Raw genomic sequence first — 23,681 nt, 5'->3', positions numbered from 1 at the left:
CGACGCCGGCATCCGCGCGGCCGTCAAGGTCCTGCTCGCCTCCCGCGATCACATGAGCGCCGAACGCACCGCGACGATCAACGCCCTCACCGCGCTACTACGCGTGGTCGACCCCGGCTTCGACGCACGCCGTCCGCTCACCGCGACCCAGATCGCCACCATCACCGCCTGGCGAACCCGAGACGAAGACCTCGCCACCGCCACAGCCCGGGGGGAAGCCACCCGCCTCGCCAAGCGCGTCACCGCTCTCGATCACGAGCTCAAGGACATCACCAAACGGATCACCGACCTGGTCCGACACAGCCCTGCTGGCACACTACTCGACCAGCCAGGCATCGGCCCGGTCACCGCCGCCGTCGCGCTGACCGCCTGGTTACACTTGGGCCGCATCAGATCCGAGGCCGCGTTCGCCAGCCTCGCGGGGGCCAGCCCGATCCCCGCGTCCTCGGGCAACACCGTCCGGCACCGCATCAACCGCGGCGGCGACCGTCGCCTCAACCGAGCACTCCACATGGCCGTCGTCACCCGCATGCGCATGGACCCCCGCGCCTACGTCGAGCGCCGTACCACCGAAGGCCGCGCACCCTCCGAGAGACCCGCCGCCACCTCAAGCGCTACCTCGCCCGCGAAATCTACCGCCGCCTCAACACCGCTGCACAGAACGAACTCGCCACCACTTGACAAACATAGGAGATTCAACGGCCTCATCGAACTCCACTGTCGCGTCGCCCGCGGCTTCAGAAATCGCGACAACTACCGACTGCGGATGCTCCCCATCGGCGGCAGGCTGAAGCGCCCCAGGTTCTCTGCCGCTCCTATGCGGGTTGCGGCTCTCGGTTGAGGGTCGCGTAGTGAGCTTGCTCGAACTCGGCCGGTGGAACGTAGCCGAGGCTTGAGTGAAGCCTACGAGTGTTGTACCAATCGACCCAGCCGGCGGTCGCGAACTCGACGTCCGCGATCGTCCGATACGGGCCCTCGTGGAACACGGTCGTGCGGATGCACTCGGCCTTGTAGAGCCCGTTGATCGTCTCCATCAGCGCGTTATCGTACGCGTCGCCGACGGACCCGATCGAGGGCGCGATGCCGTCGAGGGCGAGCTTGTCGGTGTAGGCCAACGAGACATATTGAGACCCGGCGTCCGAATGTGCTCGGAGCTGCTGCGGGAGGATCGGGTGGCCTTGGCGGCCGCGTTCCCAGAGGCCCATCCGCAGGGGGATCATCACCAGGTCGACGTGCTTGGTGGTCTGCGCATGCCACGCGACGATGCGCTGAGAGAACACGTCCACGATGAACGCGACGTAAACCCACCCGGCCCAGGTGCGGCAGTAGGTGAAGTCCATCACCCAGGTGTGATCCGGCTGCGGCGCGGTGAAATCCCGATTCAGCAGATCCCCGGCACGGACCCCGTCCTTCGCGGGGATCGTGGTGCGCACGCCCTTATCGCGGCGCACGCCCGACAGTCCGAGGACACGCATGGCCCGGTCGACCGCGCCTGTGGATGCACCAGGGATCGTGGTGCGGCGGATCAACGCGGTCATCTTCCGCCGCCCGTACAACCCCTCGGGAGTCATCTTGCGGCGCAGGGAACCATCGGGTGTGGGCACGTGCGTCCACGCGGTGTCACGGACCGCGTCGACGACATGCGCGTCTGTGACCGTGCGGACCGCGACGTGGCCTCCTCTCCACGCACGATAGGTGCGCGCGGCGACCTGGCAGCCCTGCTCACGCAGAACCCTGCAAGTCGACTCGACCGCGTGCCCCTCGGCTCTCATCGTGTCGATGAAACCCATGATCATCGATTGCGGGGGTCGAGCTCCCCCGCGAAGAAAGTTGTCGCCGCCCGTAGAATCGCAACGTCTTCGCGCAGCCGGCTGTTCTCCGACTTCAGACGCTTGATCTCCGCGTGCTCAGCGGACGTAACCCCCTCCCGAGAGCCGTCATCAATATCGGCTTGCAGCACCCACCGCCGCACGGACTCGTGGCCCACCCCAACCTGGCGGGCCACTGCCGCCGACGCGGCCGTCAACGAGGGATACTCCGAGCGGTGCTCACGCACCAGCCGCACCGCACGGTCACGGAGGGCAGGATCGATCTTCTTTGGCATGACATACATCCTTTCAACTCAAAAGGATGCGGCATCAAACCTAGGACGCTTCAGGCTCCAACTATGACCCCCACTCAACCGCGAAGATCCAACATCACGCTGAATGTCGAAGGGCCGATCTCACCGCTTCCACTCAACCCAAGTTCCGCTACCCTCTGCCAGGTTACCGTCGTTTGCGACTCACCTTCGATTCTCAGCGCAGCGCGCTCTCCTTGCGATATATCTCCTCCAGCGCATCGCCCACTGCCGAGATACTGAATTGCCTCTCCATGGTTCGATCCGCATTTTCGATGGTCGACCTGCGAAACGCCGCGTCAACTAGCAACCGCTCCACGGCCTCTGCGAGACCCTCTGCACTTCCATCCGTTACAAGTCCCGAGGAATCCTTCCGGAAATACGCCGCGAGTCCGCACGAGTCCGTGATGACGCAAGGAGTGCCTACAGCCATCGCCTCAAGTACCGTAACTGGGAAGGGTTCATTCACGCTTGGGAGAACATAGACCGAACTCTTACTGAGCCGGGAGCGTACCTGAGAATAGGGCACTGCACCTTCGTAGATGAGTACGTCGTCCAGTCCGTGATGGGAGATGAACGCACGCAACTCGCCTAGATCGCCTTCGTCCGGACCGATGACAACAAAGCGCGACGCAACCCCTCGGTCGCTTAACTGCAGGGCCATCTCCGCAAATGCCATAACGCGTTTACGAGGGTGTAGCCGTGCCATGAATAACACTTCGTTTCGTGATGAGTCACCAACACGATCATCCAAACCGATACTGACCCCGTTGACCAAGTACTCAATATTTGCGCGCCCTCGAGAGACTGCGTCCAAATCCTTGTCGTCAACGCCACGGTAGGCGATAACGGACCCTGCCTCTCGAAGAACGCGGCGCACGGCCACATGGTCAAAAACGCGACCCCGAATACGGCTATCCGGAACCACCATCCCGTGCGACTGGACCACGTATTTAGCGTGGTGCCTCGCGAGAAAAGAGGCCGCCGGCAGCGTTATCAGATCACGGGCCAAGTGCACGTGCACTGCATCGTAGAACATGTAGTTCGTGCGCAGGTGCGCCATGAGCCCAGGCGCAGTTAGACCGCTGAATCCGGCAGGCAGAAGTCTCCGTGTGCGGAAGAGCCGCACGTTCACGCCCGGTGCGTCAATCCTCGCAACCCCATCCCACCCAGCCAGCAACTCAACATCGTGGCCTCGTGAAGCAAGTTCGACCGACTGGGCAATCGCCACTGAGACGGGCCCACCGAAAGCGCCGTTCTTTGAAACATATGTGACTATCTGTGCAATCTTCATGCCCTGAGGATACGCGACCGGTTTCGCGGTCCATCTTCGCCGCTCACTTTGGTCCTCACCATGCATCCTGGAGTACGTGCGATCGCGAGTGTCGGCGCAGCCACTACGTTGACACGTGATAGGTGCGTCTGGAACGGACGCGATACACGTTGTCGGTACAAAGACACAACGTGGTTCCGGGCATCGTCGAGATCCTCACGATCAGAGGAGGTAGAAGTTCTCTAATCCTCGGCGCCCTCAACCAACCACTCGGTGCGCCGTGCTCACCCCAAACAGAACGGCGAAGAGCCCCTAAGACCTCAGTTGGCGGAGGTGAGAGTGACCACCCGCAGCATCTTCACAAGCCTTCTTCGAATCGTGGCGCAACAAGCCGTGCGGGATTCCCCCGCACAATTGCGTTGGGCGATACGGACTCAGAGACGACAGATCCTGGTGCGACCAGCGCGGACCGCCCGACCGTAACACCGCCGGTCACGATACATCTCGCAGTGACCCACGCCCCGTCATCGATAGTGATCGGTTTGGTGATAAGGGCCATGTTCTTACGATGCAAGTGGCTTCCGGTGGTAATCATGGTCTCCTGAGAGATCACGACATCGTGACCGATCGAGACCTGATCTTGATTGTGAATCCAAACGCCCTCACCGATCCAGCAGTGGTCACCGATTTCGAGTTTCCAAGGGAACCTAATGCGGGTGCGTGGGCGAAAGATGACTCCCCGTCCGATTTTCGCACCGAACGCGCGAAGCACCGCGACGCGGAGACTAGACGAGATCTGTAGCGCGTTTGTCACAAACAGCCACTCAACGATGCCCCAAAGGTAGACGAGCGCCGCAGGCCTCCCCCAGGACTCACGCTCGCCAAGAGCGTCACTCAGTGGGATCACCGGAACTCGGCCGTCAGTGTCATTTGGTTCGGTATCCACGTCTCCCCTTAGGCCAGCGCATGTCACTAGGCTGATCGCATGAACAAAGCCCGTCGAGTGACAATACTAGGGCTTAATTATGCCCCCGAGCCCACCGGTAACGCCCCGTACACGGCCTCTCTGGCGGAACACTTGGTGCGAAACGGAACCAAGACGCGCGTAATTTCGGGGTTCCCGCATTACCCCCAGTGGCGACGAATGCCAGGTGACGAGGGTTGGCGCCGGACGGACGTCCTCCGCGGAGTGGACGTCAGGCGCCTCGCCCACTGGATACCGAATCCTCCGAGAGGCGTCCGCCGACTTCTCAGTGAGATCACCTTCGGCTTGCACTCGATCACGGTAAGTTGGGGGCGCCCAGAAACGATCGTGCTCGTATCGCCCGCCCTATTCGCATCGGCACTTGCAATGTTACGAGCTACCGCGACGAGGCGCGCGCGCGTCTTGTGGGTCCAGGACCTCTACTCGCAAGGCATGACAGAAACCGGCGAGGGCGGAGGCGTAGCGGTTGCCGTCACTCGCTGCGTGGAGCGGTGGACTCTCAGACGAGCGCACCGAGTCGTTGCGATCCACGACGCCATGGCCAACCGTATGGTCCAAGATCTGGACGTAGACCGGGAGCGAATCATGGTGATAGAGAATTGGACGCACATTGCGCGCTCAACAGCGTCACGCAACGAAGCGCGCCAACGGCTTGGGTGGAGTCTTGAGGGATTCGTCGCTCTTCACGCTGGAAACATGGGACGCAAGCAGGGGCTGGAAAATCTCGTCGAAACCGCGCGGCTAGCGGAAGAGCGGGGTGTCCCCATCCATATCGTGATGTTGGGTGACGGCGCCGAACGCAAGCAACTTGGCGAACTCGCCGCAGGTCTCGACCGAATCATCTTCATGGACCCGTTGCCCGGTGACGAATTTCCTCTTGCCTTGGCCGCTGCCGACGCCTTGCTCGTCAACGAACTCCCGGGCGTGAGCGAGATGGCGGTGCCAAGCAAGTTGACGAGCTATTTCGCTGCCGCAAAGCCGGTCGTCGCTGCAGTGGGCCAAGGTGGGATCGTCGCTTCGATAATGGGTCGCGCCCAGGCAGGGCCTGTCGTCGAGAGTGGTAACCCGGGTGCATTGCTCGGTGCTCTCAAGTCTCTGTCGTCCGACATAGAGGAACAGGAACGGGCCAGCCGAGCGGCTAAGGCATATTGGCACGATCACCTCTCCGCCGAGATGGCACTGGCGGCTTGGGACGAAATCCTCGTGGACGTAACCCGGCGGTGACCTCACCTCGATATAGTGATCGTGACGGGCCTACTGACACGAGTAGCCAAGGGGGGACGAAAGTGACCAAGAAGGCGTTTATCACGGGCATCACCGGCCAAGACGGGTCCTACCTGGCAGAGTTGCTGCTGAGCAAAGGCTACGAGGTGCACGGTCTCATTCGCCGCGCATCAACTTTCAACACCACGCGAATTGATCATCTCTACGTCGACTCGCACAACCCTAATGCGAAGATGTTTCTCCATTATGGGGATCTCTCCGACGGTGCCCGCCTGGTGTCCCTGTTGGTGACCATCAAGCCTGACGAGGTCTACAACCTGGCCGCCCAGTCTCACGTGCGTGTGAGTTTTGACGAGCCCGAACACACTGGTGACACAACAGGTGTGGGCACGATTCGCCTGCTGGAAGCCGTACGAATGGCAGGCATAGAAACGCGCTTCTACCAGGCGTCCAGTTCGGAGATGTTCGGCGCGACCCCTCCTCCCCAACATGAGGAGACCCCCTTCTACCCTCGCTCGCCCTACGGCGCCGCGAAGGTCTACTCCTACTGGGTGACGAAGAACTATCGCGAGGCCTACAGCATGTTTGCCGTCAACGGCATCCTGTTCAACCACGAGTCCCCCCGTCGCGGCGAGACCTTCGTGACACGAAAGATCACCCGTGCCGTGGCACGCATTAAGGCCGGGCTGCAGGACGACATCTGGTTGGGCAACCTCGACGCGATCCGCGACTGGGGGTATGCCGCCGAGTACGTGGAAGGCATGTGGCGCATGCTTCAGGCCGACGAGCCCGACGACTATGCGCTGGCCACCGGCGTTGGATGCACAGTCCGGGACTTCCTCGACGAGTCCTTCACCCATGCGGGTCTGAACTGGGAAGACCACGTCAAGTTTGACGAGCGGTACCTGCGTCCCACCGAGGTCGATGCCCTCGTGGGTGACGCCTCCAAGGCGAAGACGAAACTGGGATGGGAAGCCACCGTGGATGGGCGTGCACTGGCACGGCTGATGGTCGATGCCGACATTGAGGCGCTCGCTTGTGAAGGCAAGCCGTGGCACGACGTCGTGTCCCTTGAGTCCTGGGGAACCAAGTGACGGTGAGCGACGGCGAGGACTTCACCCCCGGCCCCCTCGGCCGGGACGCCACGTTTTACGTCGCGGGCCACAGGGGGCTCGTGGGCTCCGCGATCTGGCGTCGCCTGGAAGTGGAGGGGTTCACCAACCTCTTGGGACGCACTTCTGCTGAGCTGGACCTGAAAGACAGGGATGCGACGTTCGCGTTCTTCGCGGAGACACAGCCCACGTATGTGGTGTTGGCGGCCGCGAAGGTGGGCGGCATCATGGCGAACTCCACCTATCCGGTGGACTTCCTGTCCGATAACGTGCGTATCCAAACCAACGTCATCGACGCCGCGATCGCCCACGGTGTGAAACGCCTGTTGTTCTTGGGCTCCAGTTGTATTTACCCCAAATTCGCGCCACAGCCCATCCCCGAAGAGGCGCTCCTGACGGGGCATCTCGAGGAGACCAACGACGCCTACGCGATCGCAAAGATCGCCGGCATCCTCCATATCCAAGCCGCACGCCGCCAATACGGCCTGCCATGGATCTCCGCGATGCCCACCAACCTCTATGGCCCCAACGACAACTTCTCACCCACCGGGTCCCACGTGCTCCCCGCGCTGATCCGCCGCTACGACGAGGCCTCCAGGTCCGGCGCGCCAAGCGTCACCAACTGGGGCACCGGAACACCACGACGCGAATTCCTCCACGCCGACGACATGGCGGACGCCTGCCTTCACCTGCTGGAACACTACGACGGACCCACGCAGGTCAACGTGGGCACAGGAACCGACGTCACCATCCGCGAGATAGCGGACACCATCGCGCACGTCACGGGGTATGAGGGCCAAACCCTGTGGGACACCACCAAACCCGACGGCACCCCTCAGAAGCTGCTGGACGTGTCCCTGCTGCGCGATGCGGGGTGGACCTCGCAGATCACCCTAAAAGAGGGCCTGAGCCGCACGGTGGACTGGTACCGCGAGCACAGAGATCAACTGCGCGGCTAATACGCGCCAGAGGGCTTCAACACCGTGACGACAGTACGGAGCAGGATCGCCAGGTCTCCCGTGAGCGACCATTTTTCCGCGTAGTACAGGTCCAGCCGCACGGATTCTTCCCAGGACAGGTCCGAACGCCCGCTGACCTGCCACAGCCCCGTGAGCCCCGGCTTGACCAGTTGGCGGCGGCTCACGTGGGCATCCCACTGCTTCACCTCTGCGGGCAACGGCGGCCGCGGCCCCACGAGGGACATGTCACCCCTGACCACATTCAGCAGCTGGGGTAGCTCTTCCAGCGAGAAGCGGCGCAGAAAGCGGCCCACACCCGTCACGCGTGGGTCGTCACGCATCTTGAAGTGCACGGCGGTGAGCAGCATGGGCACGCCCATGACAATGAGCAGCGCCACGGCGATGGCGCGATCGAGGGCACTCTTGACCCCATAGCGCGCTCCCGCGAACACGGGGCGCATCCACGTGCATGAGCGGCAGTCCCGCGACAGGGCTCATGCAGATGCGCGGCCCCGCGACATCCACGAGCGCGGGCGCGCCCAGCACGAGCCACCGCAACGCCCCAATGGCGACGGTCACCGCGGCGTACGGGGTGTCCGACGCGCCCAACCATTCGTGCGATCCATCCGATGAGAATCGGTCACGTGAATTTCCCACGTCTATTCTCTAGGCAAGAATACCGTGGCACCACGCCGAAGCCATCCGTCCCGGGTGCCGGGCCATGACACAATGGTGCACAATTGATCGCACAGCGTGCGACGCGACCAGGGCCAGGTGCCCGTCGAAGACATTGACGGTGGAGGGAATCCCTGTGGAACTGCACGACTACATCCGCATTCTGCACAAGAACTGGCTGATCATCGTGGTGACGACTGTGGTGGCGGTGGCGGCAGCCACGGCGTACTCGCTGCTGGCGCCGCCGGTCTACACGGCCAACGCCAAGGTGTTCGTCTCCACGTCATCGGTGGACAGCACCGCGGACCTGGCCTCGGGCAACAGCTTCACTCAGCAACGCGTTCACACGTATGCGGACCTGGTCAAGACGGCCGCGGTGCTACAGCCCACGATCGACAAACTCAAGCTGCCACTGAGCGTCGAGCAACTGCGGCCCGCCGTCTCCGCGACCGCACCGCTCAACACCACGGTGATCGACATCACGGTGACATACGGCGATGCCGTGTATGCGACGCAACTGGCCACGGGCGTGGCCCAGCAGCTCGCCACGGTGGTAGAGAAGCTCGAGACCACCAACAGCGTGCAGGGCTCGCCCGTGCGCCTCAAGGTGGTGCAGGAGGCCGAGGTACCCGGGGCTCCCTCGAGCCCCAAAAAGACACTGGACGTGGCCCTCGGGCTGCTGCTCGGCCTCGCGGCAGGTGTGGGCATCGCCCTGCTGCGCTCCACGCTCGACACCCGCATTCATAACGAGAAGGACCTCGAGCGCATCACCGACGTGCCCCTCCTGGGCGGCATCGTCTTTGACCGCAACGCCAAGACGCGCCCCCTGATCATCCACGCCGACCCCCACAGCCCCCGGGCCGAGTCATTCCGCACCCTGCGCACCAACCTCCAGTTCCTGGACGTCGGGCGCCCCGAGCGCGCCTTTGTCATCACCAGCGCCATGCCCTCCGAGGGCAAGTCCACCACCGTAGTCAACCTCGCGATCGCGCTCGCCGAGACCGGCACGAGCGTGCTGCTGGTGGACGCGGACCTGCGCAGGCCCCGGGTGGAGCAGTACCTGGGCATCGAGGGAGGCGTGGGCCTCACCGACGTAATCATTGGCCGCGTGACGGCCAGCGACGCGATCCAACGCTGGGGCACCACCAGCCTCTTCGTCCTCGCCTCGGGCCCCATCCCCCCCAACCCCTCCGAACTGCTCGGATCCTCCACCATGTCCACCCTCATTGGCAGCCTGGCCAGCGAGTTCGACGTCGTCCTGTTCGACGCCCCCCCCCTGCTCCCCGTGACCGACGCCGCCATCCTGGCCCGCCTGGTGGGAGGCTGCGTGGTGGTCGCCGCATCGGGCAAGACCCGCTCCACGCAACTCGGCGCCGCACTCGACGCACTCGTCACCGTAGGCGCACCCCAGTCGGGAATCGTGCTCACCATGCTTCCCACGTCGGGCCCCGACTCGTACGGATACGGACGCTACGGCTACGGTTACAGCGAACCCGGGGCCACGCCTCAGCGCGGCAAGGCAAAGCGCTGACCCTGAAGAGCGCTGACCCTGCGTGGCCTCTAAGGTGCTAGCGAGCTGCCATCCTAAGAACTACCAGTTGCGTAGCGCGCGGCGACGCCTGACCATCAAGATGGTGCCAACGCCCATGAGCGCAAAGCCGCCCGCGGCAATGCCCAGGCCCGATTTATCGGCTCCGGTGGCGGCGAGCCCGCTGGCGGACGCCACCACGGTGGTGCTGTCCGCAGCCACCCCGTCGATGGCGGCCGAGATGGCGATGGCGCCCGCGGTCGAGGGCGCCGTCACGGTGAACGTGGCCACGTGGGTGGCGTCAATGGTCTTGGTGAGAGAGACGGTGCCGCGGATCGCCGCGTCGGCTCCCGACGTGGTGACACCGAGCGTGGCCTTGGATCCCTCCGCGCCCCCCACGGTGCACGTGAAGGTGCCGCCATTGACCACGTTCGCGCTCGAACAGGCGAGCGACTTGTCGGAAGCTGGATACGTGGGGCCCGCAAAGGCACCCGCCGCCGGCGCGACGATCAGCACGCACGCAAACGCGGCGCTTGCCAAGGTCTTGCCCAGCATCCGTGAATCCTCTCAAGACAGCGACCTAGCGGCACGCACAAATGGCCGCCTTCACGATACCAGCCCGCGCGCCGCCACCACACTGGGCGTCCGCAAGGGTGACAAAGTGCCACATGACCGCGTCGGCGTCGCGCGCGGCCTCTTCCGTGCCCCACAAGGCATCGCTAGACTCGGGTTTCCAAGGAATGAGGGGGTGGCCCTGTGCCTCACATCTTGACGGTCTGTACCGGTAATATCTGCCGATCGCCCGCGGCCGAGATCGCGTTGCGTCGCCACCTGGGAGACGCCGTCACCACCTCGAGCGCGGGGACGCGCGCAGTGGTGGGGCGCGGGGTGCCCGAGCAGATGGCCCGCGAAATGGCGGCCGATGGCCTCGACGCATCCACGCACGTGGCGAGGCAGTTCACCGCCGCGATGGCGCAGGATGCCGACCTGGTGATCGCCCTGGCGGCCGAGCACCGCCGACGGCTCGTCTCCGAGGCCCCCGCGGCCCTCAAGAAGTCCTTCCTGCTCATGGAGCTCGCCGCGATGGCCCGCAGCGGGGCACCACTCGAGGGTGAGGGCACCGCCGAGCGGGTGGCGAACATCGGCCCGGCCGTGATCGCCTACCGGCCCCAACTCGCCGCCCTGGACATTGTGGACGTGCCGGACCCGTACGGACGGACGGACCAGGAGTACGCGGAGTCGTTCGCGATGATCCGCGACGCCGTGAACGACATCGCCGCCTGGGTCAGGGGCTAGACGGCCGTTTGCGCGGGGTGGGTAGTACGCCCGCCTGGGCGCGGTAATCGCCCCCCTGAAACAGGCAAGTGCCCCCGGAGCAGGCAGTGCCCCCGGACGCGCGCGAAAGCCCCCGGCGCCGAGAGGGAGAACGCGGGGGCTTTCGACGTGAGGTGTTACGCGGGCTGCGAGGAGCGGCGACGGCGTGGGCCGTGACGTTGAACGTCGCGACGTTGCTCGCTCCAATGGTCTTGGTGGCGCTTACCGTGCTGGCGATCGCGGCATTTGCGCCCGTGGTCGTGGCCGAGAGGACAACATCAGCGCCGTTTGGTCCACGCGACCGGCCCCCCCGTGGGCACCAGCGCATACGTGAGCGTGGTCTTCTGGCCCGGATCCAGGCCAATGCGTGTGCTGCTCGCGAGGCGCGAGCCGTTCATTGCCGAGCTCATCAGCGCCTGCTTGCCGTCTGCCATCAGGCTCGACACGCCCAGGCCCTGAGGCGGGTAGACCAGCAGGTTTGCCTCGAACCGGCCCGGTGCTACGTAGCTGCCGCCTATCGCCACATAGTCGGGAAGGTCCGCGACCTTGCCGTCGTACGTGTGGGTCACCGTGACGGTCAGCGTGCCGCCCGTGATCACACCCGACGCCACGCACTGGTTCACCGGCGCCGTCACGGCGGTGTCGATGTAGTAGCCAATCTTCGAGCCCGAACCATCGATAAAGAAGACCCCTGCGGCGTTGTCTCTGATGAGAAAGTCGCCGCCCGCGCGGGTGCCATCAAGAATCGACTGCTCTGCGGGGTGGTCCGACCACACGGAGAACCGGCCCTCCTTGAGCGACCGTTGCACGCCCGTTGCACGCCCGCGACTGTCGCATCGCCCCCCGTGACGCGCGGCTCCGCATTATTCTGCACAATCACGGCGTAATGCCTGGGGCCGTCCGCCCCAAGCATCGACGGCAAGAGCTGAGCCAAGGCATTCGCGTTATCGAGAATTGCGCCGACGGAATCGAGATCCGCCACGAGGCTAGCGAACGGACGCTTGACGGCGCCCACCGTGTGGTCGAGATTCACGGCCGCAAGCGCCTGCTGCTCCCGGTGCACCGCCTCGGATGCGGTCTCGAGCGTCGGCCGGTATGGCTCGAGCACCTTCGGATCGATCCTGCCGTCGACAAACTTAGGTGTGTCGAGCGCGTCGAGCCCCTGAAGTTTGCTGAGCGGGCCCAGGGCATCCGCCGTGAGACCCTCGACCGCAGTGCCCGCCGCACGCAGCGGCGTCACCTGATCGCCCACCCACGGAATGTGGGCGGCGATCCACCACTGCGGGCCACTCGAATGCCCGGCGAAACTGTCAGACGCCTTCCCCAAGGCGGCGGACTCCGTCGCGAGCGCCTGGATGTCCCTGCCATCCACGGCCTGCCGCGCTGCGGCCGCATGGTCGCGCAACGCCGCGGCATCGCCGCGCATCGTCGCGCAAGTGGACGGCATCCCAACCCAGAGCGACCGCCCACAGCAGGACCAACGCGACCGGAATCGCCCACCACCAGTCAAGAATCGAACGCCGCAACTTCTTCGCGTGCGTCGGCCTTCACTCATGGGGTCCCTTCGAATGGCTGTTCGCCAGGGCGAAACTCTGCCACGAAGTTCAAGGCGTGCCGAGTAGCGACCCCGCAGTCACCTCGCGTCAGGGCGCGATACGTCAGGGAGCGGTACGTCAGGGGGCGGTACGTCAGGGGGCGGTACGTCAGGGGGCGGTACGTCAGGGGGCGGTACGTCAGGGGGCGGTACGTCAGGGGGCGGTACGTCAGGGGGCGGTACGTCAGGGGGCGGTACGTCAGGGGGCGGTGCCCTCAAAGATCTCCGAACACAGCATCCCCCCGACGGCATCCCCCTTCAGCGCCGCCCTCGACGAATCGTCAAAAGCCGAGGCGACACACGCGACGCCCAACACGCGGAAGTTGGGATCGACGATGTTCGCCCTGTGCCCCGCCGAGTTCATCCACGCGTCCACCAACTCGGACGGCATATAGATGGAGTGACCCAGGTTCTCCCCCGCCGTGTTGGCATCCCCGCATCCGGCGGCCAGCGGCGGGTGTTCGAGGCGACCGGTGGGAAGAATGATGGCGATGCGCTGCGCTGCGAGGGCTGCGGCGCAGTCATCCCACGTGAGTGCGGGCAGGCCCTGCCCGGTGCGCGCCGCATTGGTGTTGTCGAAGACCTGCTGCGTATAGACGTCCGCCGCGGGAAATCCCGCAGGAACCGGCTGCCCGGCGACGTTCGCCGTGTTCTCCACGGGGGCACTGGCCCTGCCTGCCGTGCCCGCCGTGCCCGCCGTGCAACTCACGAAGAAGAGCACTCCCCCGGCGCACATGAGCGCGACGCCCACGGCCGTTGTAGCGGCCGACCTCTTATCCATGGCTCAGAGTCTAGGTCGCGGGGGCGTGGGGGTTGGGGGTCTGTTGGTTGTGTGGGTGCGGTGCGTCGTGCGTCGGTCGCGTCGTGCGTCGGTGCGGTGCGTCGGTCGCGTCGCCGGCGCCCTTCACGGCAAGCCCGCCCCCGCGTCGTACCCAAGCAGCCACCCCTCCCAAGTTCCACAATTTGATGCCGTTTGACCCCATTTGTCAGACCCCCCTGGTTGACTAGATCCATGGAGATTTCCACCGGTGCGACTGCCGCGGCCCTCGGGGACCTCGCGGCATTCGAGGGGCGCGCGGTGGCGGGACTCGAGGACGGCGAGCTCATCGCCGCGCTGGGAGCGGCCGCCCTCGTGGTCCGCACTTCGGAAGCGACGCTCGCGGCGCTCGCGTTCCAAGTGGGCCAGCGGTCCGCTCCCGACCTCGGCCCGAGCGGGCTGGCGCGAGAGCATGGCTTCTCCTCGCCGGGTCGCATGGTTGCTCATGCCACTGGGGGCTCGCTCGGCGATGCCGCTCATCTCATCGATGCCGGGCGCGCGTTCGCCCCGCGCACGATGCCCGATGGCTTGAATTTGGACGGCGCAAATCCCGGCGGCTTGAATTTGGGCGGCGCGAATGTGGACGGCGCGAATGTGGGCGACCCGGCGCCCGCGCCCTCGCTATCTGCACGCCCGCAGCCCGCCTACCCACGTCTAGCAACGTGTCTGGCTGCAGGCGACATCGGCGCGGCGGCGGCCGCACTGGTAGGACGCACCTTGGACACCTTGGGCGAGCAAGCCCAGTTCGTGGAAGAGCGGCTCGTGGAGCGCGCATGCGAACTCGACCTCGGTGAGTTGCGGCGCGTCTGCCAACGACTCGAGGCAAGCTCGGATCCGGTCGCATGGGAAGCCCGGGAACGACGCCAATACGAGGCGCGCCACGTGTCCATCAGTGAGGACCACGACGGCATGCTTCTCATCCATGCCCGGCTCGACCCCCCGTCCGCAGCGCCCGTCGTGGCTTGGCTGGACGCCCAGGTCAAGGACGCTTTCAGGCGCCGACGCGACGGTGACCCGCTCGATGCGGACACCCGAACGGTCGGGCAGATTCGCGCCGATGCACTTGTGGGACTTGCGCGGCACGGCATGGCCTGCGACGAGCCGACGTCTGGCGTCAGCACCACCATGGTCGTACGCATTGGGCTCGACGAATTGCTAACAGGGACCGGTCTAGGCGAGAGCGACAACCTCACCGCCCCGCTGAGCGCGGGTGCCATCCGCGTTATTGCCGCCGACGCCGAAATCATCCCGGCGGTGCTGGGTGCCAACTCCGAAGTCCTCGATATTGGACGACAGCGGCGACTCTTCACGAGGGCCCAACGGCTCGCACTCGTGGAGCGCGACGGAGGATGCGCAATGTGTCACGCGCCGCCGTCATACTGCGAGGCCCATCACATCAGGTGGTGGCGACATCTTGGCGGAACGGATCTCGACAACGGCGTGCTGCTTTGCACGGCGTGCCACCACCGCGTGCACCGAGACGGCTGGCACATCGAATCGACCCGCGGCCAGGTGTGGATCACACCTCCGCCCTCAGTGGACCCCACAGGGAAGCGGCGACTCGGTGGCCGGGCGCGGATGCAGCTGGCCGCGTAGGTGGCGGGGTGAGGTGCGGTGACGTGCACCCACCCCGAACGGCTGCGCTGCAGCGCGAACTCGCTACTTGGCGCGCAGCTCGCCACCACGCCAGCTCGCTACTTGGCGCGGTCGACGATCCTTGCCGCCAGAAGCTCCGCGATGTGCAGCCCCTGGACTCCGACCAGGTCGTCGGCCTGAGTGCGGCAGCTCACGCCGTCGGCGATGTAGACGACACCGGCGGGTGCCTCGCCGCCGGCGAAGCCATTTCCAGCAGACCCGTCTCCAGCCGGCCCATTTCCACCAGACCCGTCTCCACCAGACCCGTCTCCACCAGACCCGTCTCCAGCAGACCCGTCCCCCACCAATCCCGCCTCGCGCAGAGCGGGAAGAAGCGAGTTCTCTGCGACCTTGGCCGAGACGTCGTAGTGACCCTTCTCATAACCCCAGTTGCCCGCAAGCCCGCAGCAACCGGCAGCCTCCGTGACCTTCACTCCGGCCCGAGCGAGTAGGTCGCGGTCGGCCGTGAACCCCGTGACCGAATACTGGTGGCAGTGCGGCTGAACAACCGCCGTGACATCATCAAGGCGCGGCACCTGCCACCCCTCGCGGGGCTTGACCGGCGCGCGGCCCGTGAGCACCTCGGCGAGCGTGTAAGTGTTCGCGGCGACCGCGTGCGCGCGCGGGTCCTTGGGCAGCAACTCGAGCAGGTCTCCACGCAACACGGCGGTGCACGAGGGCTCGACTCCGATGATCGGGATGCCGTTCACCGCGAACGGCCCGAGCACCTCAAGCAAGTGATTGAGGTGCTTCTTGGCGCCGTCGAGCTGACCCGTCGAGATCCAGGTGATTCCACAACACGCGTCGCCCGCCGTGACCAACACGCGCAGCCCCGCATCCTCGAGAACGCGCACGATCGCCTCGGGAATCTGCGGGCTCAGGCCATCCGTGAACGAGTCGGCCCACAGCACCACCGTGTTGCCGCGGATGTCGGCAGTGACATTGACACCCGTCGCATCGGCCGCCGCTCCTTCAGAAGACGCTCCTTCAGAAGACGCTCCTTCAGAAGACGGTCCTTCAGAAGACGCAGCGAGCGCCGCCGACGTCCCACGCGACCGCTCCTTGGCGAACCGCTCCTTGGCGAACCTCTCCTTCGCAAAAGCAGTGCGGTGGAACGGCTTGGGCGCGAACTTGGGCAGCCCGCGCTTGGGGTCGAGACCCGCGATCGGCAAGACGATCTTGCGCACGATCCCGAGGCCCATAGCGCCGTTGACCAGCCACGGCACCCAGCCGATGGCCTTCATCCACAGCGGCAGCCACCCGATCGAGTAGTGCGCCATCGGGCGGAACTTGCCCTTGAACGTCTGGTAGAGCGCCTCGGACTTGTACGCGGCCATGTCGACGCCCGACGGACAGTCCGCGCTGCAGGCCTTGCAACTGAGGCACAGGTCGAGGCTCTCGCGCACCTCGGGCGCCGTGAGCCCCCCGATGAGCGAGCCATTGATCGCGTCCTGCAGCACGCGCGCGCGGCCGCGCGTCACGTCCTTCTCGTCACCCGTCGCCTGGTAACTGGGGCACATGAAGCCTGAACCCGTGCCGATCGAGTCCGCGCGGCACTTGCCCACGCCCGTGCAACGGTGCAGGGCCTCGCTCATGTCGCCGTGGTCGTGCTCGAGCGCCAGGCCGACGCTGGGGCTGCGCTTCGCGGCCGGGCGGCGCAGGTCGCGGTCGAGGGGCGCCGGGTCGACGAGCACGCCCGGGTTGAGCGCGCCGTTCGGGTCGAACAGGGCCTTGATGTCCGCGAACGCCCGGATCGCCTCCGGCGAGTACATGAGGGGCAGCAGCTCCGAGCGGGCGCGCCCGTCGCCGTGTTCGCCGCTCAGCGAGCCGCCGTGCCTGGTCACCAGGGCCGCCGCGTCCTCCATGAACGCGCGCAACGGCGCCCCGTCCGACTGGAGCGGTATGTCGAGCCGCACATGGATGCAGCCATCGCCAAAGTGGCCATACGGCTGGCCCGTGACGCCGTGCACGGCCATGAGCGTGTCGAACTCGCGCAGGTACGTGCCGAGGTTCGCGGGGGGAACCGCGGCATCCTCCCAGCCGGGCCAGCACTCCTTATTGTCTGCACTGCGTCCGGCGATCCCCGCGCCGTCCGCGCGAATGGCCCACAGCGCGGCGGCCTCCTTGGGGTCGTTCACCACCCTGAACACCGTGGTGCCGGAGTCCGCGGCGAGCGCGGCCATCGTGGCCTCGGCCTCGGCCTTCGTTGCGCCGCCCACCTCGACAAACAGCCACCCGGCGCCCGCGGGGAGCTTGGGAATGGCGTGGTCGCCCTTGGCGTCGCGCACCCTCGCCACCAGGCGGGCATCGAGACCCTCGACGGCCTGCGGCTTGTGCGCCAGCATCGGGACGACGGCGTCGGCCGCCGCAGGCATGTCGTCATACGCGAACACGCCCGTGAGGGTGAAGGCGGGAACGTCGACGAGCCGCACAGTCGCCTCGAGCACGGTCGCGAGGGTGCCCTCGGACCCGACGAGGAAGCGCGCGAGGTGTGCGCCGTTTTCCGGGAGCAGGTGCTCCATGCTGTAGCCGCTCACCTGACGGCCGAAGCGGCCGAACTCCGTGCGCGCGAGCGCCATGTTGGCCTTGACCAGCTCGGGGAGGCCCGGAACCGCCGCGAGCCCATCTGCACCCGCCGTGAAGCGTCGGCCCAGGCCGTCGATCACATCGAGCGAGACGATGTTGTCGCTCGTCTTGCCGAACGCGACGGCGTGGGGGCCGCACGCGTTGTTGCCGATCATGCCGCCAAAGGTCGCCCGCGTCGAGGTCGACGGATCGGGCCCGAAGCGCAGCCCGTGGGGCGCCAACTCGGCCTGCAGCACGGACAGGATGAGGCCCGGCTGGACGCGGGCCGTCTTGGCCTCGACGTCGATCTCGAGGATCCGGTTCATGTGGCGGCTCGTGTCCACGACGATGCCCGGGCCGATCGCGTTCCCCGCGACCGAGGTGCCGCCGCCGCGCATCGTGAGGGGAACGCCCGTCTCGCGCGCCACTCGATGGGCCGCGATCACGTCGTCGGCGTCGCGGGGGAAGACCACGACCTGGGGAACGACTCGGTAGTTGGACGCATCGGTGCTGTACTCCGCGAGGCGCCTGGGCGCGGCGTCGACCTCACCGGCGATGGCCGCGCGCAGGGCTGCGGCCAGATCGGTGGTGGATGCGGAAGAGGAGCGGGGCGCCGTTGTCGTCACGTGGCGATTGTTCCACGCCCGGGACCTGCGACCCGGGCCCTGGGTCACCCGATCTTGGAAGCGCCCGGCGATTAGCGACGGGTTCGGGTGCTGGAAGGGTCGCGAGCCCCGCACGCCCCCTTCCCCCGACCGCGCACCGTCCCGTGAACACGGCGGATCGACATGCGGCCTCATGAGCGCGCTGGACCCGGCGCGAGAGTGTCGATTGGCCGTGCTCACGCGACGCGAGGAGCCCCAACTACTCGGCCGCGTCGCGCTCCAGCATCTGCGTCACCATGTCCACCAGCGACTCCTTGAGCGGCCTGTATGTCGCCCCCAGGCTGCGCCGCGACTTGCCGTTGTCCGCCCTAAAAGGGTGGCCGACGTTCCCGGAGACGTAGCGCCTGCTCACCCCGAACGCGGGCGCCACCGCCTTGAACAGCCACTTGGGTATCGCATTGCGCGGCAGCGGGAGGCTGGACCCAAAGTGCTCGCGCAGCTGCCTACCCATGTCCAGGGTGTCCGAGCTGGCGCCGGAAACGATGTGGCGACCCTCGGCATCGGGCAGGAACCCGGCGGCGATGTGTGCCCTGGCGAGGTCGCGCACGTCGACCGCGCCCAGCGACACGCGCGGGGCACCGATCCTCATCTGCCCGCCGATGAGCTGGCGCATGATCCCAAAGCTTTCCGACGTGGGGCTCGGCTGGAGCGAAGGGCCGATGACGAGCGAAGGGTTGATCACGACGAGCCGCCAGCGGTCTTGAGCGTCGGCGATGCTCCAGGCGGCCTTCTCCGCCTCGACCTTGGAAAAGCTGTAGGGCTCGTAGTCGAGGGAGGCCGTGGTGTTCCACACGTCCTCGGTCAGCCGGCCTCCCGGGGCCGCGGCGCACTCCGCGGCGTCCGTGTAGATCGCGGCGCACGAGCTGGTGACCACCACGCGCGTCACCGTGTCCACCGCGTTGGCGGTGGTGAGCACATCGCGCGTGCCGCCGACGGCCGGGTCCACGAGGTCGCGCTGCGGGTCCTCGACGTCGCGAATGAACGGCGACGCGGTGTGGAAGACAACGCCGCAGCCTGCCATCGCGTCGGCGTAGGAGCCGGGTTGCATGAGGTCGCCCGCGAAGAGCTTGAGTGTTCCAGGCGCCGATGCCGCGGCGGCGGTCAGGTGGGCGACCTTGGCCGCGTTGCCGGGTTCGCGCACGGCCGCGTGCACCGTGGCACCCGCGTCGAGTAGCCCCTTCACAATCCAGCCCGCGACATAGCCCGTGGCCCCGGTAACCAGCACCGGACGCGTGGTGTCTATGGCAATTCCGGTCAGGTCGGGGTCGGTCACGGTTTCTCCTTGAGACGGGGCGATGCTCTTCTGAGACGGGGCGTGCTTGTTCGAGACGCGACGATGCTTGTTCCCACGCTAACTCGATAAGCGGCCACCGACATGCCGCCATCGACGTGGGACTCAGACGATCGACGCGGCGACGGCGCGCACTTCTTCCACGGCATCGATCAGGGTCGACAAGGGGGTGCGATACGCGAGCGCGGAGACGCTCAACGCCCCTTCACCGCTCGGTGTCACGACCCGCACCGCAATGCAGTTGATGCCTGGATCGTTCTCCTGGTCATCCACCGCGAAGCCCTGCTCACGCACCCGGGCGATGTCCTCGGCCCACCGCTTGTCGGAGGTCAGCGTGTTGGGCGTGCGCTGCTCCACAGGATGCTCGCGCGCCCATTTCATAGCCTGGGCCGTCGTCGAAAGCTGATGCGCGAGAATCGCCTTGCCCACACCTGTGACGCGTGCGGGGTTGCGCCCACCGATGGATGACGACAGCCGTACGGAGCCCACCGCGGGATCGACCTTGGCGCGGTACACCACATCGCCCCCTTCGAGCACCGCGTAGTGCGCGGTTTCTCCAAAGCGCTCCGCCAATCGACGCAGGGCTGGCATCACGCGGGCCGCCTCTGGCCGTGACTCTTGGTACGCGAACGCGAGCCTCAAGAACTCGTCGCCCAGCGAGTAGCGCCCGAGCGACTCCCGCGTCGCGAGGCCCGACCGCGTCAGGGATCCGAGCGCACGATGGACGGTCGACTTGGCGCTGTCCAAGGCGACCGCAAGGTCGTCTAGGCTCGCCCCGTCCGGACGCCGGGCCAACTCGATGAGCAGTGCAAGGACGCGATCGGAACCCACGAGCCGCCCGTCGGCCTCTGCACGGTCTTCGGACATCACCATGCCTCGCACCCTACCAACAAGTTCCGTTTATTGGAACCGGCTTCGCTCTATCAGAACATCACTACACTTGAGGCGTTGCGTTTACGCTCGATTGGGAGGACCCGCATGCGCGCCTTCGTCATCACCGGACCAGGAATCGGTGGAGTCGCCGACGTCCCCGAACCCGTCGCCGATCCGGGCCAAGTGATCGTCGAAGTGGACCGCGTTGGTGTGTGCGGCACGGACATGGAGTTCTACCGGGGCGACATGGCCTATCTCGTCTCTGGCGACGCGACGTTCCCGATGCGCATCGGCCACGAATGGTGTGGGCGGGTGGTCGAAGTAGGCGACGACAGCGACGCATCCTGGGTGGGGCGTCGTGTCACGGGCGACACGATGCTCGGTTGCCGCACGTGCCCGCGATGCCTGGACGGCCGCCAACACCTGTGTGAGGAGCGCTACGAGATCGGCGTGCGCCACGGATGGCCGGGAGCGCTCGCCGAACGACTCACCGTGCCCACTTCCGCGCTCATCGCGCTGCCGGAGGACTTCGACTCGGTTCTCGGCGCGCTCGTGGAGCCGGGTGGAAACGCCCTGCGGGCGGTGCGCGGCGCGAATCTTCGCCCCGGCGATTCGGTACTCGTCATCGGCGCAGGAACCATCGGCCTGCTCGTCGCTCAGATCGCTCAAGCTCAAGGCGCCGAGGTGCATATCGTGGGCCGTTCCGAGCGCTCCTTGGACTTCGCGCGGAGCCTCGGCTTCAGGCACACCACGACTCTGGACGGGCTTGACCGCGCCCACGCCTTCCGCGCCGTCGTCGACGCATCCAACACCAAGGGCTCCCCCGCGCTCGCCGTGGACATCGTGGAACCCGGAGGGCGCGTCGTACTGATCGGGATCGCGGGCGAGCCGAGCCTCATCGACACCCGGGAAGTGGCAATCAAAGACGTGACCGCCGTGGGCGTGCTGTCCGCATCGGGAGGGCTCGAGGAAACCGTCGAGCTCTACGCCACCGGCGCGGTCGACCCTCGACCGCTCGTGGCGGCAACCGTGGGTCTCGATGCGACCGCCGCGATCCTCGCTGGCGAGCGCCCCGCTGGCGCGGGCCCTGGGCCCAAGTTCCACATCGACCCGCGCCGCTAGCTCCGCGAGCCGCGCAGGCCACTCGCGACCCGACGCACGCTGCCCGACGCACGCTGCCGAACACTCGCGACCCGACGCACGCTGCCCGACGCACGCTGCCGCAGCGCCTCCGCGGCCGCTTCAGGATCAATACGGCCGGGGAGACTCTGGCGCTGCGTCACCGCCGCGACCACGTGCCCTGTGCAGCGCCTTGAGCGCTCCCTCGGCGAGGAGTCCGGTGTCCTGCGCAATCGTGACCATCGAAACGCCGCGCGCAATCCAGTCGCGGCCCATCTCTGGGTCCGAGCAGTGCAGTCCCACGGGCACCCCGGCCGCCCGACATGCGTCCACGATCTTCTGGATCAGCGCCGCCACCGCGGGCTCATCCCGGTAGGTGCCGCGACCGAAACCACATGCGAGAGCGAGGTCGTTGGGGCCGATGTAGATGCCGTCGAGGCCCTCCGTGGTCAGGATCGCGTCGAGCTCCTCGATCGCCTCCGCCGTCTCGATCATGACGATGCACAGCACACCCGCGTCCTGCTCGGCGGGAGGCAGGGCACCGTCGGAGCGCACGTAGCCCCACATGGGGCCCCAACTTCGTACGCCGACAGGCGGGAACCGGCAGGCGCTCACCGCGGCCTTCGCCTCGTCAGCGGACGAGACCATCGGCACCACGACACCGTAAGCGCCCGAGTCGATCGCCCGCATGATCTGTGCGGGGTCCTTCCACGGCACGCGCACCAGAGGGGCGTTGCCCGCCGCACGCATGGCCTGGGCAAGCGCGGGAAGCTCGGTGAAGGTGGTCACACCATGCTGGAGGTCGACGATGACGTAGTCGTACGGCAGTCCCCCCACGAGCTCGGCCACCGACAGGTCGGGGATGGACGTCCAGATGCCGTAGGCGCCGCCGTTCGCGATGGCGGAGCGGAGGTGGGCCGCAGCGCGGGCCGTCGTGCCGTGATTCTGTTCCATCGTTCCTCCTTGTGGGCCACCGGGCACTGCCTGGCGGGACATCACTGCTGTGAATTGCTGGGGCAGGGACTCCACGCTCGGGTGGGCAGTCCGGTCTCGGGGCCACGACGCGCGAGGAGCCTGCCGTCCACCGCGCCGGGGGTCGCGCCGGACCCCGCGCTGGTCACCACCAGCAGGTCAAGGTTCGGCCCTGCGAACGCGCAGTTCGAGGTGCGCTCGACCCCCGTGTGCAGCGGGCCGCGCAGGGCGCCGTCTGGTCCAAACCGGCGAATCTGGGCCTCGCCCCAGACCGCGAGCCACAGGTCCCCGTCGCGATCAACGGCCAGCCCGTCAGGTAGCCCGTCTCCCACGTTGATCAGCACCGACGGCACGCCGACGCGTCCGGAAACCGAGTCGTAGTCACGTGCCGTCACCACGTGGCGCCGAGTGTCCACGTGGTACATCACTCCGCCGTCGGAACTCCACGCGAGGCCATTGGACAACCCGATCCCCTCGTCAAGCACCGTCACGGTGCCGTCGTGCTCGAGCCGCCACAGCTGCTCGTCGCCGGACGAGGAGTCGAGCAACATGCTGCCGACCACGAAGCGGCCCGCGGGGTCGCACGCCCCGTCGTTGAGCCGGCGCGGCGCGTCCGGCGGAATCAGCTCCCACGTTGCGACCGTGTCGCCAGAAGCATCGCGGTGCTCAAGGTGTCGGGTCCTCGCGAGAAGACAGCCGCCGTCCTCGGCGTGCACCGCGGCGCTCAGCGTGCCGTCCACCGAGAGAACCATGCGCGTGGCGCCCACGTGGTCGGCGGTCACCGGGGCCTCGAACCACGCGCCCGCCTCGATGTCGACCCACCGCACCATGCCCGCGTCGGCGTCCCACGTGGGGCCCTCACCCAGGGCGCACACCACGTCGGAGACGGGCCGCGGCGTGTTGCCCGCGTCCCACCCTCCGCGCTTACTCGACCCTCCGAGCCCGTCCGCCTTCACGGGTC

At 66.6% G+C, this 23,681-nt stretch carries 19 protein-coding genes, 2 pseudogenes and 1 other annotated feature; of the genes and pseudogenes, 8 read left to right on the top strand and 13 right to left on the bottom strand.

Going from position 1 to position 23,681, the window contains the following annotated elements:
- Positions 1-52: 52 nt before the first annotated feature.
- A pseudogene (locus tag BKA03_RS15780) lies at positions 53-490 on the top strand (transposase); the annotation flags it as partial.
- 325 nt (positions 491-815) lie between these two features.
- Here the strand turns inward: BKA03_RS15780 and BKA03_RS02580 are convergent.
- The 3 genes from BKA03_RS02580 to BKA03_RS02570 all read right to left on the bottom strand — a co-directional run bounded on the left by BKA03_RS02580 (position 816) and on the right by BKA03_RS02570 (position 4,338).
- Positions 816-2,104, bottom strand: a protein-coding gene (locus BKA03_RS02580; RefSeq protein ID WP_152649667.1) for an IS3 family transposase whose coding sequence is annotated in 2 segments (ribosomal slippage) — positions 816-1,831 and positions 1,831-2,104 — 1,290 coding nt in all. Because the reading frame shifts where the segments join, the coding sequence is not laid out codon by codon here.
- Positions 1,701-1,832, bottom strand: a sequence feature (AL1L pseudoknot). Its footprint overlaps the gene before it by 132 nt.
- Positions 2,105-2,297: 193 nt before the next feature.
- Complete coding sequence (locus BKA03_RS02575) at positions 2,298-3,413, bottom strand: glycosyltransferase (protein WP_062075484.1); 1,116 nt, start codon at positions 3,411-3,413, stop codon at positions 2,298-2,300.
- Between the two features lie 337 nt (positions 3,414-3,750).
- Positions 3,751-4,338 carry a WcaF family extracellular polysaccharide biosynthesis acetyltransferase gene (locus BKA03_RS02570; RefSeq protein WP_062075483.1) on the bottom strand — a complete coding sequence of 196 codons (588 nt, stop codon included), beginning with the start codon at positions 4,336-4,338 and terminating at the stop codon, positions 3,751-3,753.
- Between the two features lie 39 nt (positions 4,339-4,377).
- Between BKA03_RS02570 and BKA03_RS15495 the strand changes: the two genes are divergently transcribed.
- The 3 genes from BKA03_RS15495 (at position 4,378) to BKA03_RS02555 (ending at position 7,672) form a co-directional block, all read left to right on the top strand.
- A complete protein-coding gene (locus BKA03_RS15495; RefSeq protein ID WP_083971751.1) occupies positions 4,378-5,601 on the top strand; it encodes a glycosyltransferase in 1,224 nt (407 codons plus the stop codon).
- A 62-nt stretch (positions 5,602-5,663) separates the two neighbouring features.
- Complete coding sequence (gene gmd, locus BKA03_RS02560) at positions 5,664-6,695, top strand: GDP-mannose 4,6-dehydratase (RefSeq protein WP_062075481.1); 1,032 nt, start codon at positions 5,664-5,666, stop codon at positions 6,693-6,695.
- Positions 6,696-6,697: 2 nt separating this feature from the next.
- On the top strand, positions 6,698-7,672 hold the full coding sequence (locus BKA03_RS02555) for a GDP-L-fucose synthase family protein (protein WP_152649579.1): 975 nt from the start codon (positions 6,698-6,700) through the stop codon (positions 7,670-7,672).
- On the opposite strand, the pseudogene BKA03_RS02550 reads toward BKA03_RS02555, so the two are convergent.
- Positions 7,669-8,209, bottom strand: a pseudogene (locus BKA03_RS02550) (sugar transferase); the annotation flags it as partial. The gene BKA03_RS02555 and the pseudogene BKA03_RS02550 sit on opposite strands and share 4 nt — an antisense overlap.
- A gap of 274 nt (positions 8,210-8,483) precedes the next feature.
- Here BKA03_RS02550 and BKA03_RS02545 point away from each other — a divergent pair.
- Complete coding sequence (locus tag BKA03_RS02545; protein ID WP_062075478.1) at positions 8,484-9,878, top strand: tyrosine-protein kinase domain-containing protein; 1,395 nt, start codon at positions 8,484-8,486, stop codon at positions 9,876-9,878.
- 60 nt (positions 9,879-9,938) lie between these two features.
- Here BKA03_RS02545 and BKA03_RS02540 read toward each other — a convergent pair whose 3' ends face one another.
- On the bottom strand, positions 9,939-10,430 hold the full coding sequence (locus tag BKA03_RS02540) for an LPXTG cell wall anchor domain-containing protein (protein ID WP_062075477.1): 492 nt from the start codon (positions 10,428-10,430) through the stop codon (positions 9,939-9,941).
- Positions 10,431-10,631: 201 nt separating this feature from the next.
- On the opposite strand from BKA03_RS02540, the gene BKA03_RS02535 reads away from it, so the two are divergent.
- Entirely contained in the window at positions 10,632-11,171 is a 540-nt protein-coding gene (locus BKA03_RS02535) for an arsenate reductase/protein-tyrosine-phosphatase family protein (RefSeq protein ID WP_062075476.1), read from the top strand.
- Between the two features lie 296 nt (positions 11,172-11,467).
- On the opposite strand, the gene BKA03_RS02530 is transcribed toward BKA03_RS02535, so the two are convergent.
- The 3 genes from BKA03_RS02530 to BKA03_RS02520 form a co-directional block, all read right to left on the bottom strand.
- Positions 11,468-11,824 carry a hypothetical protein gene (locus tag BKA03_RS02530; protein ID WP_062075475.1) on the bottom strand — a complete coding sequence of 119 codons (357 nt, stop codon included), beginning with the start codon at positions 11,822-11,824 and terminating at the stop codon, positions 11,468-11,470.
- Entirely contained in the window at positions 11,821-12,615 is a 795-nt protein-coding gene (locus BKA03_RS02525; RefSeq protein ID WP_062075474.1) for a DUF4012 domain-containing protein, read from the bottom strand. The genes BKA03_RS02530 and BKA03_RS02525 overlap by 4 nt, the downstream gene beginning before the upstream one ends.
- A 367-nt stretch (positions 12,616-12,982) precedes the next feature.
- The gene (locus BKA03_RS02520) at positions 12,983-13,564 is read right to left on the bottom strand and encodes a CAP domain-containing protein (RefSeq protein WP_083971749.1); all 582 of its coding nucleotides are present in this window, start codon (positions 13,562-13,564) and stop codon (positions 12,983-12,985) included.
- A 231-nt stretch (positions 13,565-13,795) separates the two neighbouring features.
- On the opposite strand from BKA03_RS02520, the gene BKA03_RS02515 reads away from it, so the two are divergent.
- The gene (locus tag BKA03_RS02515; protein ID WP_062075472.1) at positions 13,796-15,196 is read left to right on the top strand and encodes an HNH endonuclease; all 1,401 of its coding nucleotides are present in this window, start codon (positions 13,796-13,798) and stop codon (positions 15,194-15,196) included.
- A gap of 98 nt (positions 15,197-15,294) precedes the next feature.
- On the opposite strand, the gene BKA03_RS02510 is transcribed toward BKA03_RS02515, so the two are convergent.
- The 3 genes from BKA03_RS02510 to BKA03_RS02500 form a co-directional block, all read right to left on the bottom strand.
- Entirely contained in the window at positions 15,295-18,426 is a 3,132-nt protein-coding gene (locus BKA03_RS02510) for an FAD-binding and (Fe-S)-binding domain-containing protein (protein WP_062075471.1), read from the bottom strand.
- A 238-nt stretch (positions 18,427-18,664) separates the two neighbouring features.
- Entirely contained in the window at positions 18,665-19,738 is a 1,074-nt protein-coding gene (locus BKA03_RS02505) for an NAD-dependent epimerase/dehydratase family protein (protein ID WP_202965748.1), read from the bottom strand.
- Positions 19,739-19,861: 123 nt separating this feature from the next.
- Positions 19,862-20,629 carry an IclR family transcriptional regulator gene (locus BKA03_RS02500; RefSeq protein ID WP_083971744.1) on the bottom strand — a complete coding sequence of 256 codons (768 nt, stop codon included), beginning with the start codon at positions 20,627-20,629 and terminating at the stop codon, positions 19,862-19,864.
- Between the two features lie 105 nt (positions 20,630-20,734).
- Here BKA03_RS02500 and BKA03_RS02495 point away from each other — a divergent pair, with 105 nt between their 5' ends.
- Positions 20,735-21,751, top strand: a complete 1,017-nt coding sequence (locus tag BKA03_RS02495; RefSeq protein WP_062075469.1) for a zinc-dependent alcohol dehydrogenase — start codon at positions 20,735-20,737, stop codon at positions 21,749-21,751.
- A gap of 126 nt (positions 21,752-21,877) precedes the next feature.
- Here BKA03_RS02495 and BKA03_RS02490 read toward each other — a convergent pair whose 3' ends face one another.
- Positions 21,878-22,702: an HpcH/HpaI aldolase family protein gene (locus BKA03_RS02490; RefSeq protein ID WP_179397663.1), complete on the bottom strand. Its 825-nt coding sequence runs from the start codon at positions 22,700-22,702 to the stop codon at positions 21,878-21,880.
- Between the two features lie 41 nt (positions 22,703-22,743).
- Positions 22,744-23,676, bottom strand: coding sequence for an SMP-30/gluconolactonase/LRE family protein (locus BKA03_RS02485; protein WP_062075468.1), 933 nt, complete (start codon positions 23,674-23,676; stop codon positions 22,744-22,746).
- Between the last annotated feature and the right edge of the window lie 5 nt (positions 23,677-23,681).

It is taken from the genome of Demequina lutea (genome assembly GCF_013409005.1).
GTDB classification, from domain to species: domain Bacteria; phylum Actinomycetota; class Actinomycetes; order Actinomycetales; family Demequinaceae; genus Demequina; species Demequina lutea.
This window is presented reverse-complemented; position numbering and strand designations above follow the sequence as displayed.

Excerpts from the sequence above, each read along its gene's own strand:
- BKA03_RS02575 (WP_062075484.1), bottom strand. The coding sequence starts at position 3,413 with ATGAAGATTGCACAGATAGTCACATATGTTTCAAAGAACGGCGCTTTC.
- BKA03_RS15495 (WP_083971751.1), top strand. The coding sequence starts at position 4,378 with ATGAACAAAGCCCGTCGAGTGACAATACTAGGGCTTAATTATGCCCCC.
- BKA03_RS02540 (WP_062075477.1), bottom strand. The coding sequence starts at position 10,430 with ATGCTGGGCAAGACCTTGGCAAGCGCCGCGTTTGCGTGCGTGCTGATC.
- BKA03_RS02525 (WP_062075474.1), bottom strand. The coding sequence starts at position 12,615 with ATGCGCGGCGATGCCGCGGCGTTGCGCGACCATGCGGCCGCAGCGCGG.
- BKA03_RS02520 (WP_083971749.1), bottom strand. The coding sequence starts at position 13,564 with ATGGATAAGAGGTCGGCCGCTACAACGGCCGTGGGCGTCGCGCTCATG.
- BKA03_RS02515 (WP_062075472.1), top strand. The coding sequence starts at position 13,796 with ATGGAGATTTCCACCGGTGCGACTGCCGCGGCCCTCGGGGACCTCGCG.
- BKA03_RS02500 (WP_083971744.1), bottom strand. The coding sequence starts at position 20,629 with ATGGTGATGTCCGAAGACCGTGCAGAGGCCGACGGGCGGCTCGTGGGT.
- BKA03_RS02495 (WP_062075469.1), top strand. The coding sequence starts at position 20,735 with ATGCGCGCCTTCGTCATCACCGGACCAGGAATCGGTGGAGTCGCCGAC.
- BKA03_RS02490 (WP_179397663.1), bottom strand. The coding sequence starts at position 22,702 with ATGGAACAGAATCACGGCACGACGGCCCGCGCTGCGGCCCACCTCCGC.